Source organism: Rhodococcus sp. NPDC060086 (assembly GCF_042730275.1).
Taxonomy (GTDB): Bacteria; Actinomycetota; Actinomycetes; order Mycobacteriales; family Mycobacteriaceae; genus Rhodococcus.
In genome coordinates this window covers 124,991-138,321 of sequence record NZ_JBHWWZ010000004.1, presented here as the reverse complement: position 1 = coordinate 138,321, position 13,331 = coordinate 124,991, and the positions used below count along the sequence as shown (strand labels likewise).

The 13,331-nt window shown below is 65.8% G+C and carries 13 protein-coding genes and 1 tRNA gene; 2 read left to right on the top strand and 12 right to left on the bottom strand.

All coding sequences use genetic code 11. From position 1 onward, the window contains the following. On the bottom strand, window positions 1–1,509 hold the full coding sequence (locus tag ACFWB0_RS04655) for a glutamate-cysteine ligase family protein (protein WP_378489258.1): 1,509 nt from the start codon (window positions 1,507–1,509) through the stop codon (window positions 1–3). A gap of 147 nt (window positions 1,510–1,656) precedes the next feature. Continuing rightward, the gene (locus tag ACFWB0_RS04650) at window positions 1,657–2,472 is read right to left on the bottom strand and encodes a M23 family metallopeptidase (RefSeq protein WP_378489257.1); all 816 of its coding nucleotides are present in this window, start codon (window positions 2,470–2,472) and stop codon (window positions 1,657–1,659) included. Window positions 2,473–2,713: 241 nt separating this feature from the next. On the opposite strand from ACFWB0_RS04650, the gene ACFWB0_RS04645 reads away from it, so the two are divergent. Next, window positions 2,714–2,786 (top strand) — tRNA-Arg (locus tag ACFWB0_RS04645). Window positions 2,787–3,157: 371 nt separating this feature from the next. Here the strand turns inward: ACFWB0_RS04645 and ACFWB0_RS04640 are convergent. Then, window positions 3,158–3,316, bottom strand: coding sequence for a hypothetical protein (locus tag ACFWB0_RS04640; RefSeq protein WP_378489256.1), 159 nt, complete (start codon window positions 3,314–3,316; stop codon window positions 3,158–3,160). 71 nt (window positions 3,317–3,387) lie between these two features. Continuing rightward, on the bottom strand, window positions 3,388–4,281 hold the full coding sequence (locus tag ACFWB0_RS04635; protein WP_378489255.1) for a siderophore-interacting protein: 894 nt from the start codon (window positions 4,279–4,281) through the stop codon (window positions 3,388–3,390). 191 nt (window positions 4,282–4,472) lie between these two features. Here ACFWB0_RS04635 and ACFWB0_RS04630 point away from each other — a divergent pair, with 191 nt between their 5' ends. Next, window positions 4,473–4,931, top strand: coding sequence for a hypothetical protein (locus tag ACFWB0_RS04630; protein ID WP_378489254.1), 459 nt, complete (start codon window positions 4,473–4,475; stop codon window positions 4,929–4,931). Here the strand turns inward: ACFWB0_RS04630 and mddA are convergent. The 8 genes from mddA to ACFWB0_RS04590 form a co-directional block, all read right to left on the bottom strand. Further along, window positions 4,918–5,700: a methanethiol S-methyltransferase gene (gene mddA, locus ACFWB0_RS04625; protein WP_378489253.1), complete on the bottom strand. Its 783-nt coding sequence runs from the start codon at window positions 5,698–5,700 to the stop codon at window positions 4,918–4,920. The two genes, ACFWB0_RS04630 and mddA, sit on opposite strands and share 14 nt — an antisense overlap. Before the next feature lie 76 nt (window positions 5,701–5,776). Further along, window positions 5,777–6,106, bottom strand: a complete 330-nt coding sequence (locus tag ACFWB0_RS04620; RefSeq protein WP_378489252.1) for a YnfA family protein — start codon at window positions 6,104–6,106, stop codon at window positions 5,777–5,779. A gap of 25 nt (window positions 6,107–6,131) precedes the next feature. Then, window positions 6,132–6,392 carry a LuxR C-terminal-related transcriptional regulator gene (locus tag ACFWB0_RS04615; RefSeq protein ID WP_378489251.1) on the bottom strand — a complete coding sequence of 87 codons (261 nt, stop codon included), beginning with the start codon at window positions 6,390–6,392 and terminating at the stop codon, window positions 6,132–6,134. A 122-nt stretch (window positions 6,393–6,514) separates the two neighbouring features. Beyond that, window positions 6,515–8,791 (bottom strand): ATP-dependent DNA ligase, encoded by a 2,277-nt coding sequence (locus ACFWB0_RS04610; protein ID WP_378489250.1) that lies wholly within the window; start codon window positions 8,789–8,791, stop codon window positions 6,515–6,517. Window positions 8,792–8,892: 101 nt separating this feature from the next. After that, entirely contained in the window at window positions 8,893–9,324 is a 432-nt protein-coding gene (locus tag ACFWB0_RS04605; RefSeq protein ID WP_378489249.1) for an SRPBCC family protein, read from the bottom strand. A 114-nt stretch (window positions 9,325–9,438) separates the two neighbouring features. Continuing rightward, window positions 9,439–11,073 carry a cation acetate symporter gene (locus ACFWB0_RS04600; protein WP_378489248.1) on the bottom strand — a complete coding sequence of 545 codons (1,635 nt, stop codon included), beginning with the start codon at window positions 11,071–11,073 and terminating at the stop codon, window positions 9,439–9,441. Beyond that, entirely contained in the window at window positions 11,070–11,432 is a 363-nt protein-coding gene (locus tag ACFWB0_RS04595; protein WP_378489247.1) for a DUF485 domain-containing protein, read from the bottom strand. The genes ACFWB0_RS04600 and ACFWB0_RS04595 overlap by 4 nt, the downstream gene beginning before the upstream one ends. Window positions 11,433–11,557: 125 nt before the next feature. Then, window positions 11,558–13,330 carry a cation acetate symporter gene (locus ACFWB0_RS04590; RefSeq protein WP_378489246.1) on the bottom strand — a complete coding sequence of 591 codons (1,773 nt, stop codon included), beginning with the start codon at window positions 13,328–13,330 and terminating at the stop codon, window positions 11,558–11,560. Window position 13,331: the final 1 nt, after the last annotated feature.

Here is a 13,331-nt window from a genome sequence, read left to right as displayed (position 1 = left end):
TCAACTCCAGGTGTGGACCGGCGCTCCCGTCAGCATGTTCTCCACGTAGTCACGCATCATCCGGGTGAGCGCGGTCTTCCGGTCGGTCCCACCTGCTTCCTGTCGTGCGACGTGCTCGCGTTGCCACGCGGCGCCTGTGCGCCGGTTCAGGCACCGCCCCTCGATGACGCCGAGGTAGCGGTCGCGGGATTGCGCCGAGAGACCGAACGAGTCCAAACCCCGGTCGGCGAGCGGAAGCAATCGCCGCAGGACGAGTTCGTCGGCAGCGACCCAACCCAATTTCGGCCAGTACAAACGGGATTCGAGTCCGTGCTTAGCACCGATGATCAGGTTCTCTTCGGCCGCATCGAAACTCATCCGCCGCCACAGCGGGTCGTCGTCCTCGACGAGCGCCCGCAGCAATCCGTAGTAGAACGCGGCGTTCGCCATGGTGTCGAGCACGGTCGGTCCCGCTGGCAGGACCCGATTCTCGATCCTCAGGTGCGCCTGGCCGTTACTGATGTCGTAGACGGGACGGTTCCACCGGTAGATGGTGCCGTTGTGCATCTGCAGTTCGCGCAGTTGCGGAATCAGGCCCGCGTCGAGTTCGGCGGCGGGATCGGCATCGGTGATCTCCGGGAGTAGCGCAGTGAAGTAGCGGGAGTTCTCCTCGAACAGATCGATCGGGGACTCGATCCACCGTTCCCCGAACCACACCCGCGGACGGACACCCTGGTTCTTCAGCTCGAGCGGCCGCGTGTCGGTTGCTTGGGCGAACAGGGGAATCCGGCTCTCGTGCCACAGTGCCTTGCCCGCCAGAAACGGCGAGTTCGCCGCGAGGGCCACCTGCACCCCCGACAAGCACTGCGCCGCGTTCCAGTGCGGCGCGAAGTCTTCGGGTGCCACCCGCAGGTGCAGTTGCAGTGACGTGCAGGCCGCTTCGGGCACCACCGAGTTGGTATCGGCGCGCAACCGTTCGATCTCCTCCGTTCCTGGGAGGGGCACACCGTCGAGGTCGAGTTCGATGTCTTCGCCTCTGGCCGCGAAGATCTGCTCGTTGAGTGCCTCGTAGCGTGGATTCGCGGTGATCCGATCACGACCGAGATGGTCGAGTTCGAGTGTCGGCAGCATCCCGATCATGACGAGCTGGGCGTCGAACAGGTGCATGCGTTCGTCGGCTCGCCGAAGGGATTGACGAAGAGAATCCTCGATCTCGAGGGTCGCGTCGCCGGTGAGTGGGCCCGGTTCGACGTTCATCTCGACGTTGAACTGGCCGAGCTCGGTCTGAAAGACCGCATGGTCGTCGATCGCCTGGAGAACTTCGAGGTTGGACATTGCCGGGGCCATGTCGCTCTGGACCAGGTTGAATTCGATCTCCATGCCGAGCTGCGGCTCGGGCGAGGAGTGCGCATCGGCGAATGCGCCATCACGGAGCATGCGTTCGAGCGCACCCATGCACTCACGAACCTTGTGCCGGAACTGTCGGCGGTCTGCCCCGGTGAACGAACGAGCAGAAATCTCTGTGCCCACGGGTTCTCCCGGTCTGTGCCGTCGGACGTTTTCGCAAGCCTAACCGCTGTCCGTCCCGAATCGCATGATCCCACGACGTCCATCCTGTGAATGCGAAACACACCCGGCCGCAGGGCCGGGTGTGTGTCGAAGTTTCGGAAGTGACGGTCAGACCGCGCGGTAGCTGCTCCAGTCGGCGACGACGCCGCGGTCGCTGAGCCAGGTGTTCGGGTTGGTCTTGTTGCCGGACGCATCCCACACCTCGAAGTGCAGGTGCGGCCCGGTGGACCAGCCACGGTTACCGACGGTGGCGATCTGCTGGCCCGCGCTCACGCGCTGACCGGAAGAGACCTGGAAGGTATCGACGTGGCCGTAGACGGCGGTGGTGCCGTCATCGTTGAGGACGCGAACCCACTGGCCGTAGCCGGACGCGGCGCCCGCATCGAGGACCGTGCCGTCGGAGGCCGACTGGATCGGGGTGCCGATGGGAGCAGCGATATCGATTCCGCCGTGGTGCGAACCCCAGCGCGAGCCCCAGTCCGAGGTCAGGGTGCCGGAGACCGGCTGCACCGTGCTGGGCTTGATGGGGTTGAGGTCGTTGAGCCAGTTGCCGCCACCGGTGAACTGGTCGACGAGGCCCTGGACCTCGACGGGCAGCTGCGGAGCGCCCTGCTCGGCGGGAGTGGTGATACCGGGGATCGCCGGAAGTTCGATGCCCGCGGGAAGTTCGAACGGAAGCTGCGGGGCAGCGGGCGCGGCCTGGACCGGTCCGTGATCGTGGCCGGGGTGAGCAGCGGCGGTGCCTGCGGTGAACTGCGCGCCGATGGCCATGAAGGCGCCCGTGGCGCACGCCACGGTCGCGGCCTTGGCAGGAGCCGACGGGCCCGTCGGTTCGATGCGATGACGTCCACGCTGTGCCGGTCCGACCGTCAGGCCGGTCTCGTATGCCGATGCATCTTCGCGTGTCCGCTGGTGCCGTGCCACAGTTGCTGTCCCGTTCGTAGTCCCGATTCGACCGGTTCGTAACGTTCCGGCCGTTCCTGGCGATTCAAGGTAACAAAACGATATACGCCAGGTCCAGCGTTACCTCTTCTTGATCTCACAGAGCGGGAACCGAACCAACCGGTCGGTAACAAAGGGCGGATTTTCCGCTCTCTTCGTCACCGCGGGAGAGCGACCGCTACACTCACACCGCGCCGCGATTCGGTCCGCCGGATGGGCGCGCGCCCTCGTAGCTCAGGGGATAGAGCAACCCTCTCCTAAAGGGTAGGTCGCAGGTTCGAATCCTGCCGAGGGCACACACTCTCCATGCGCCGCACTCCCGCTACAAAAGCAGCTTCCCGCATCAGCGATTGCTGAAGCGGGAAGCTGATAAGCGCGCGGGAACACTCAGCCGGGCGAGTCCACGAGTTATCGATCAACCCGACTGCAGCCACCGAATCGATCGGCTCACGGATTCGCTCCACAGGGTGATCACTGAACGCAGCTATGAGCGCACGCGCCTGATCGGGCTCCAGTTCCCCTCGACGCACCAGACTGAGGAGCGCGGAGCCGACCTCGAAGTCCACGTGCGGCGGAGACACACATCCCGCCGCACGGATCCGGTCCGCGTAGCCGGCAGGCAAGGCCCCTCGCAACAGATCGACCCACACCGATGCATCGACGACGATCACTTTTCTCCCCGGTCGTACTCGTCTCGAATGTCTCGCACGACTTCAGCACCGGACGTCGTCGCCCGGCCGGAGATCGCCAGCCGCCGCTGCGTCTGCTCCAACTTCTCGTCCCACGCGGCAATGGCGCGCCGCGGCGACGTCGTCCGGGACGTCACGCACCTGAAGCGTTGCCATCACCCCTCCTCCGCATGCATAACTTCATGCAGAGGTCAGTACGCGCCGAGGCCTACAGTCCGACCTTCTCCAGAGCAGCCTCGTACACATCCATGGCCTCTTCGACCGACTTCCCCTCTGCGAGCGCGCCCGAGTACACCGCGCGCAACTCGTCGCCCTGCTCCTCGAACTTCGCCGACCACCGCTCGGCATCCTCACGCCAATAGCCGACGATGTCGTACTGGTCGCGCGACCAGCCGAGTGAACGCAGGTGCTTCTTGGCGGCGCGGATGTCGGCGGCCTCGCCCGCGAACCAGCAGTATCCGTCGGCAGGCAGGTCGAGCTCGGCGAGCGCAGCGGACAGTCGTGTGCGCGACACTCCGTTTCCGGTACCGATGAGCTCGACGATCTCAGTGTTCTCCCGAGCAGGCAGGTACTCGAGCTCGCTGCGGTGGAGCACCTCGGCAACGACGGTCACGTGAACTGCGGGGTCTGTCTGCTCCAGGACTCTGGCCAAAGCCGGCAACGCGGCGAGATCTCCGGCCAGGACGTGACGGGTCGCCGAGGGCGGGGGCGCGTGCCACGAGCGCGGACCGGCCATCAGCACACGCCAGCCGGGTTCCGCGGCGCGCAGCCACTCGATCGCGGGACCGTGATCGTGCTCGGCGAAGTCGATCACCATCTCGCGGGACTCCGCGTCGTAGGAGCGCACCGTGTAGTTGCGGTGTCCGGCGTTGCGCTCCTCGTCGGCGATCTCCCACCCGCCGAGGGCATTCGGATTTTCGCTGGGTCTTGCGTGCAGCTCTTCCGCGTCGCGCGAGAGATAGAACGCCACCGACTCGTCGGCTGCAGCCAGCGGAAGGTAACCGTTCCCGGTCCCTTCCCCGACCTCGAGGCGGGCACGCAACAGATGCTCGGCGACCTGCTCACGCGCGACCAGCGTGGCAACAAAATTCTCCCACTTCATTAGGCCAGGCTAACCGATCACGATTCCGCACCTGTGACCGCAACAACACTGCGGTGCCCGAAACCGCCCCTCGATGATCGACTGCTCGATAGAATCACGAAAGTCTTTCGGTCGTGGGACGCGCCACGCGAGCAATACGCACTGTGGTCGGCACCCGGACACGTCATTCTCACCTCTGAGGAGCCCGCAGCATGTCTGCAGTGCGATTCACCAGTCGAGCACTCACATTCGCAGCCCCCGTCGCAGCCGCTGTTCTGTTCGCCGGTGTCGCCACAGCGGCTCCGACGCAACCGCTGGGTACTGCGATCACCATCGGCTGCCTCAATCAGGGCAGCCTCGCGTCGCTCACATCGGTAGCAGCCCATCCCGGCCCCGACGAGGAACACGGGATCGCCGCGGGCCACGTGCTGTTCTCCACGACGCAGGCGGTGTGGCCGATACCGGCCGCCGGTCAGGTGACGGTCGCCTGGCTCAACCCGGACAACGGACGCACCGGCATCGTCGACCTCACCGGGGAGTACCCGAACCTGTCTGCGATGGTCGATACCGGGCCTGGCCAGGTGCTGACCACCGTATTCGGATCGGTGAGCCTCGCGAGCGGCCCGCTGTGCAATTCGACGCCCGCGACCGGCGGGGTCACCGTCGGCTGAGCCCTTTCCACGGCACGATCATCGGCACGCGGGTCCGGTAGGAGCGATATCGCTCACCGAAGGTCGCGATGAGGTCGTGCTCTTCGAACCTGATCGCCACCAGGATGTACGCGGTGGTGACCGCAGCGAAGATCAGGTGCCCGACAGACATGGTCGGCGCAGCCCAGAACGCGACGACGAACCCCAGATAGAGCGGGTGCCGCACCGACCGGTACAGCAGCGGTATCCGGAAGGCGTTCGCGGCGGGCGGTTTTCCGAGCTGATGACGGACGACCTGCCTCAACCCGAACAGGTCGAAATGATTGATGGCGAACGTGGAGACGAGCACGAGCCCGAATCCACCGAGCGATACCGCGTAGAGGAGAACTCGCAGCGGACCGGTCTCGATGTCCCAGATCGGGTGCGGGAGTGGACGCCACTGCCACATCACGAGCGCCAGCGCGGCCGAGGCGAGTAAGACGTAGGTCGATCGTTCGGCGGGTTCGGGCACGATCCGGGTCCAGCGTTTCTTGAACCAGGGTCTGGCCATCACCGAGTGCTGCACGGCGAACAGCGAGAGCAACGCCAGATTGATCACGATGGCGATTCCGGCCGGGGCACGCGGCCCTTCGTCGATGTTCCGGGGGACCACCAGTCGTTCGACCCACCCGATCGCGTACAGGAACACCGCGAGGAATATGAGATACGCGCCCACTCCGTATCCGGTGACGAGTAGGCGTGAGGCCAGGGTTCGGGTGCGAGGGCCCGTATTTGTTGTTGTTGTTGTCATGCGCCCAGTGTCGAGACGATGACTGCCGCTCAGAAGATCCCCTGAGGTGGGTACCCACCCACCCTTCGACGTGCGACTACCGCGGCGCGTACATGATCACGGCGACACCGGCGAGACACACCAGCGCGCCCGCGATGTCCCAGCGATCCGGGCGGAATCCGTCCATCACGACACCCCACAGCAGCGAGCCCGCGACGAACACTCCCCCGTACGCGGCGAGGATGCGGCCGAAATTGGCATCCGGTTGCAGCGTCGCGACGAATCCGTACGCCCCGAGCGCCAGTACACCGAGGCCCATCCAGATCCACCCGCGATGCTCGCGCACACCCTGCCAGACCAGCCACGCCCCACCGATTTCGAACAGTGCAGCCACAGCGAACAGAACGAGGGACTTCAGGACGGTCATGTTGGGACAGGCTACGGATCGGCAGCTACAGCTCGTCGATGGACACGACACCGTCCTGGAGCGCGCGCACGAGCAGCGACGTCTTGGTATTTGCGGGCCGCCCGACCCGCATGTACTTGTCGCGGATGCGGGCGATGTGAGTACTCACGGTGGCCGCGGTCACGAACAGACGAGACGCTGTCTCGGACTTGGACTCGCACAGGAGCCACTCCCGGAGGATCTCGGTTTCACGTGCCGAGAGCTGCGGCGAGGAGTAGGTGCGGATGGGTGCAAGCACACTCGTCATGTCGGGTTCCTTCGTTGAGCGATCTGGCGAACCGGTGGCTCCCCGACAAAGCCATTACGTCCGGTATCAGAAGAACATACGATTTTGCACCGACAACTACCAGTCGATGACCGAGTCGGACACTATTCGCGGTGCACGTCCTTCGGGTCCAGATCGTCGCGAAGGCCGCGCCAACTCGGATGACGGAGTCGGCCACCCTCGGTCCACGACCCGAACCGCACCTCTCCCACCAGCTCGGGTGCCACCCACACCGCGTCGCGCCGATCGACGGCCGGTAGCTCGTCCTCGAAGGGACTCGTGTCGCGCCGCAGCTCCCGCAACGACGACGTCAGCGCCGCGAGAGCCCGGTCGTCGAACCCCGTGCCGACCCTTCCCACGTACACGAGCCCGTCGTCACCGGGGATACCGAGCAACAACGATCCGAACGACCCCGCCCGGTTGCCCTGACCTCGCCGGTACCCGCCGATGACCACCGATTGGGTGAGCCAGTTCTTCGCCTTCACCCACGCCGCGCTCCGCTTCCCGGTCAGATACACCGAGTCACGTCGCTTTGCGACCACGCCCTCCCACCCGTGCTCCAGACTCGCGGCGAGAGCATCGGCGCCGTTCCCGGTCAACAGCTCCGGCACGATCAGCTTCGCCGATACCGCGGCGAGCGCCTCGAGCACCCGGCGGCGGTCGTCGTACGTCTTGCGCACCAGCGACACACCGTCCAGGTAGAGGAGGTCGAACACCCGGTACTCCGGCACCGCCCCGCGCTGCAACCTCTCGAAACTCGTGACACCCTCCGCGTCCACCGCGACGATCTCCCCGTCGAGGACGGCATCGTGACCGGCGAGGACATCCGCAAGTTCAGCGAGCGCGGGAAACTCCTCGGTCACGTCCCGCCCCGATCGAGCGCGCAACCGGACTGCGCCGTCGTGCACCTCGGCAATCGCGCGATATCCGTCCCATTTGCCTTCGAACGCCCACGACGAACCGCCCAGGTCCTCGACCTCGCCCGCGGTCGCGAGCATAGGACGCAGATCGACCGGAAATGCCTCCGACCGCCCAGAGCCGGACTGTTGCTTCATCCGGTGGGCGAGCCACTGATCCTTCTCCGTGCGGATCAACGCGTATCGACCTTCGATGCGCTCACCGCGCAGTCGCACGATCACCTCGTCGTCGCGCCATTTCTCGGTGTCGTAGGTGCCGGTGTCCCACACCGTCATCGTTCCGGCGCCGTACTCACCGGACGGGATGGTGCCGTGGAAGTCCAGATATTCGAGTGGGTGATCCTCGGTACGGACGGCGAGATGGTTGCGGCCGGTGTCCTCCGGCAGATTCTTCGGCACCGCCCACGACGCAAGCACGCCGTCGCGTTCGAGTCGCAGGTCGTAATGTAGGCGCCTGGCGTGGTGCTCCTGGATGACGAACCGATCGTCGTGGCCGGTCTCGGCGACACGGGACGGGATCGGCTCCGGGGTACGCCCAGCGTTGCGCTTGCGCCGGTAGTCGGTGAGCGCGTCGGCGGCGGAGTCTTCCGACTGCGTGTCGCCGAGCGGGGGGTCGAGGCCCGCGAGCAGATCACCGTGGTCGGCGACCCGTTCGAGCACTTCGTCGAACGTGAGCTGCCGCAGCTTCGGGTCGTCGAGTTCGTCCCAGCTCCGCGGCGCCGCCACCCACGGTTCGGCGCGTCCACGCAACGAGTACGGCGCGACCGTCGTCTTGGCCGCGTTGTTCTGACTCCAGTCGACGAAGACCTTCCCACCGCGCACCACCTTTGCCATGGTCGCGGTGACGAGATCCGGGTGCAGCGTCGCAAGATTCGTCGCGACCTGTCGCGCGACGGTCGACGCACCGTCGGAGCCCAACTGCCGATCCAACGGCACGTAGAGGTGAAGACCCTTGCTGCCACTCGTGACGGGATAGGTCTCCCATCCGAGTTCCGCGACCATGTCGCGCACATACCGCGCGACCTCGGCGCACTCCGCGAGCCCTGTGCCCGGCCCAGGATCGAGGTCGAACACGAGCCGGGTCGCAGGGCCGGGGGTGGATTCGGCGAACCGCCACTGCGGGACGTGCAGCTCGAGCGAGGCCTGCTGCCCGAGCCACGCGATACCCGCCACCGAGTCGAACACCGGGTAGGTGACCGAGCGTTGCTTGTGATGCACCGTGCGGCGGTCGAGCCACGCCGGCGCGTGCGGCGCCAGGTTCTTCTCGAAGAAGGCCGGTTCGTCGACGCCGTTGGGCCAGCGCTTACGGGTACCGGGACGACCCACGACGTGTGGCAGCATGACCTCGGCGACGGCGACGTAGTAGTCGATCACCTCACCCTTGACGGTGCCGGTGCGGGGGTACAGCACCTTGTCGAGGTTCGTCAGAGTGAGACGACGGTCCCCGATCGTGCGGGTCGGCATCGTCTCATTGTGCCAACCGCGTCCTACCGCTCCCCCACATTCGAGCGAATGTATCCTTCGCTAGGTCTGACGAGACGGGTGAGCCATTCGCTCAGTCACGGTCAGCCGTAGAGTTCCGCAAACTTGCGCAGTGAGGCGTCGAGGTCGCCCTGGAGGGCGCGCGCCACACCCGACCCGATGGGTCCGAACAGCGGCGCTCCCCCGAGTTCGATCTTCATCGTCAACCGCGAGCCCGACCCCGCGCCGGCAACAGCGAGCCGCATCTTGAACTTGGTGCCGCCCTTACCCGACCCGCGGAGCACGACGTGGTGCGGTGCGTCGAGTTCCTCGACCGTCCACTCCACCCGGTTGCGCATCCCCTTGACCGACACCACCGACTGCAGTGCCACTCCGACTTCGAGCGTGTCGGGGAGTTCGCCGCGCCAGCCGTCGTGGATGCTCAGCCATTCGCCGAACGCTTCCAGGTCGGATGCCTTCTCCCACGCGGATTGTGGGTCGAGCGGAAGATCGGTCGCGACTTCGAGTTTCGCCATGCCCGCAGCGTAAACCGTTCCCCACGACAGAGCGAACGGCACCTTTCGCTCGATCAGATCGATCGAAGGTGCCGTTCGCTCGGGCAAGGGTAGGGAACCGTCAGTGCGACCCTCTCAGTGCGACACGGCCTTCTCGACACCGACACCGGTGAGCGAGCGCACCTCCATCTCCGCCTGCTTGAACGAATCCTCCGGCTTGTTGCGGCCGATGTACGTACCGATGATGCCGAGGGCGAAGGCGAGCGGGATGGACACGATGCCCGGGTTGGACAGCGGGAAGAACGAGAAGTCGACATCCGGGAACATCGACGACGCGCTGCCGGACACCGCCGGGGAGAACACGATCAGCAGCAGGCAGCTGATGAGGCCGCCGTAGATGCTGAACAGCGCACCCGTGGTGTTGAACTTCTTCCAGAACAGCGAGTACAGCAGCGTCGGCAGGTTCGCCGAGGCGGCAACAGCGAAGGCCAGCGCCACGAGGAAGGCGATGTTCTGCCCCATTGCGAGGATGCCGAGCACGATCGAGACGAGGCCGATCACGACGACGGTGATGCGCGAGACCCGCACCTGCTCGTCCTCGGTCGCCTTACCGTGCTTGAGCACGCTCGCGTAGATGTCGTGGGCGAACGATGCGGATGCCGTGATCGCCAGACCTGCGACGACCGCGAGGATCGTGGCGAATGCGACTGCGGAAATGACGGCGAGGAAGATCGTGCCGCCCAGTTCGTAGGCGAGCAGCGGTGCGGCCGCGTTCTCCTTGCCCGGGGCATTGAGAATGACGTCGGGGCCCACCATCTTTGCGGCGCCGTAGCCGAGGACCAGGGTGAACAGGTAGAAGGCGCCGATGAGCGCGATCGCCCAGGTCACCGAACGGCGTGCTTCCTTGGCGGTCGGCACCGTGTAGAACCGCATCAGCACGTGCGGCAGACCCGCGGTGCCGAGCACCAGCGCGATGCCCAGGGAGATGAAGTCGATCCGGGTCATGCCGCTGATGCCGTATTTCGCTCCGGGAGCGAGGATGTCGCGGCCGGCGACCGCTTCGTCCGTGGAGCTGGATGCCATCGCCTGAGCGTCGGCGAGCAGCTGCGAGAAGTTGCCGCGTACCGCGAACAACACGAGCACGAACATCACGCCTGCGCCCGCGATCAGCAGGACTGCCTTGACCATCTGGACGTACGTGGTGCCCTTCATGCCGCCGATGAGGACGTACACGATCATGAGCACACCGACGACGGCGACGACGATCGCCTGTCCGGCCTTGTCCTGGATGTCGAGCAGCAGCGCGACAAGGCCACCGGCACCAGCCATTTGAGCGAGCAGGTAGAACAGCGACACCGCGAGGGTCGACAGCGCCGCGGCCATCCGCACGGGCCGCTGCTTGAGCCGGAAGCTCAGCACATCGGCCATCGTGAATCGTCCGGTGTTGCGGAGCAGTTCGGCGACGAGCAACAGCGCGACGAGCCACGCGACGAGGAAGCCGATGGAGTACAGGAATCCGTCGTAGCCGTAGACAGCGATGGCGCCGGCGATACCGAGGAACGACGCCGCCGACAGGTAATCGCCTGCGATCGCGAAACCGTTCTGGGGACCGGAGAACTGGCCGCCGCCGGTGTAGAAGTCCGATGCCTTCTTCGTGGTGCGGCTGGCCTTGATGACCAGGCCCATCGTGACGACGACGAACGCCACGAAGATGGCGATGTTGAGCAGCGGGCTACCGACGTCGGTGCTGCCCTGGGCAAGTACGGTCACTTCTGCGGCCCTTCCAGTTCGTCGCGGATCGCTGCCGAGCGCGGATCGAGCTCACGGCCGGCGAACTTCACGTACACGGCGGTGATGATGAACGTGGTGACGAACTGCCCGAGGCCGAGGATCAGGCCGAGGTTGATGTTGCCGATCACCTTGGTTGCCATGAAATCCGCCGCGTAGGTCGCGAGCAGAACGTACAGGGCGTACCAGGCCAGGAAGAACACCGTCACCGGGAAGACGAACCGGCGCAAACGGCTGCGCAACTCCTGGAACTCCGGGCTCGCCTGCATGTCGACGAAGTCCTGCGGCGTGGGGTCTCGCCGCTCCGGTACGTCACTCTCGCTGAGTGGTGCTGTGGTCACTGCCGACTCCTTGGTCGTACGTGTGAGGTGTAGTTCACACAGACGCTAGTGAGACGGCCATCACACAGAAAGGGGTGCGTGCAGGTTGCACGCCGAGCTGTCGTGGCGTGCGCCGAACGGTCGACTCACCGCGACGAACGGCGCTCTCCGAATGCGCCGAGCTCTCGGTCGCGCCCCATCCCGAGACGCTCCGGAACATGCATCCGGGAAAAGGTACGACCGACGTCGGCGGGCACCCTCCGCCTCGTTGCCAAGCTCACCCCGATCATGACGAGGAAGGCCAGTGGCACACTCACCGCGCCCGGATAGGCCGACAGAACGGCAGGCCATCCCCCTGCGGTCGACGGGTCGAACCGCACCACGACTGCGAGCATGGCCGCACCTCCGGCCACCGCACCTCCCACGACCATTCCCGCTGCTGCACCGATCGCGGTCAGTCCACGCCACCAGATCCCCAGTACGAGCAGCGGGCACAACGTCGACGCGGCGATCGCGAACACCTGTCCCACCGACCTGGACAGATCCAGCGAGACCACCGACACGGCCAGCAGCAACGGAACGATCCCCGCCAGTACGGCTGCCATCCGGAAGTCCCGGACCCGTCCGCGCAGCACGTCGGTCGACAGCACCCCCGCGACACTCACCAGCAGACCGGACGACGTCGACAGGAACGCGGCGATCGCACCCGACGCGACGAGCGCGGCGAGGAGCTGACCCACCCACCCCGAGAGCACCGAGTTGGGCAGCAGCAACACCGCGGCGTCGGATCGGCCCGTGATCAGCAACTGCGGCACGTACAGGCGCGCGAACACTCCGAGGATGGTGGGAAACAGATAGAACAATCCGAGCAACCCGATCACGGCGAACGACGTCACGCGCGCCGCCCGGCCGTCGGGGTTCGTGTAGAACCGCACCAGGACGTGCGGCAGGCCCATCGTTCCGAGGAACGTGGCGATCATCAGCGAATACACCTGGAACAGGTGGTGCTCGCCACCGGCTCCGATCCCCGCGCCCGGCGACCCCCACGCATCGTTGTCGGAGGGTGCGCCCGCCACCACCGGCACGGACGACCCTTCATCGAGGACCAGTTCGGTGCCCGCGCCGAGTTCGTGCTCGCCGGGGGTCAGGACGATCCGGCCTGCCACCGGCCAGGAATCCACCTCGCCCGTGACCGTCACGGGGATCGGCTCCGCGACCTGCACGACGACGTCGACGGTGATGTCGACGGTGGTGATCTCGGTGACGGTGGGCGGCAACGGTTCGTCGACACCGCGGCTGTCGTTCACGAAATAGATCGTGAGGAACAGCGCGGGAACAGCGACCGCGGTGAGTTTGAGCCAGTACTGGAAGGCCTGCACGAACGTGATCGACCGCATGCCGCCGCCCACCACATTGGCGATGACGATGACGCCGACGACCGCCGCCCCGACCCAGCTGGGAAGTCCGAGCAGGATGTTCAGCGTCAGTCCGGCGCCCTGGAACTGCGGTACGAGATAGAGCACGCAGATGACCGCCACGACCACCATCGACAGCGACCGTAACCAGGGTTCGCCGAGTCGGAACTCGGCGAAATCCGGCACGGTGTACGCGCCCGAACGTCGCAGTGGCGCGGCGACGAACAGCAGCAGGCCGAGGTATCCGGCGGTGAACCCCACCGGGTACCACAGAGCGTCGGCGCCGTATTTGGCGACGAGACCCGCGACACCGAGAAATGATGCGGCGGAAAGGTATTCACCCGAGATCGCGGCGGCGTTCCAGCGTGGACCGACACTGCGGGAGGCGACGAGAAAATCCGAGGTGGTGCGGGAGATCCGCACCCCGTACACGCCGATCGCGACCGTCGCGACCGCGGCGGCGACGATGCCGACCACTGTGAGGACAGGAACCGAGGTATCCATG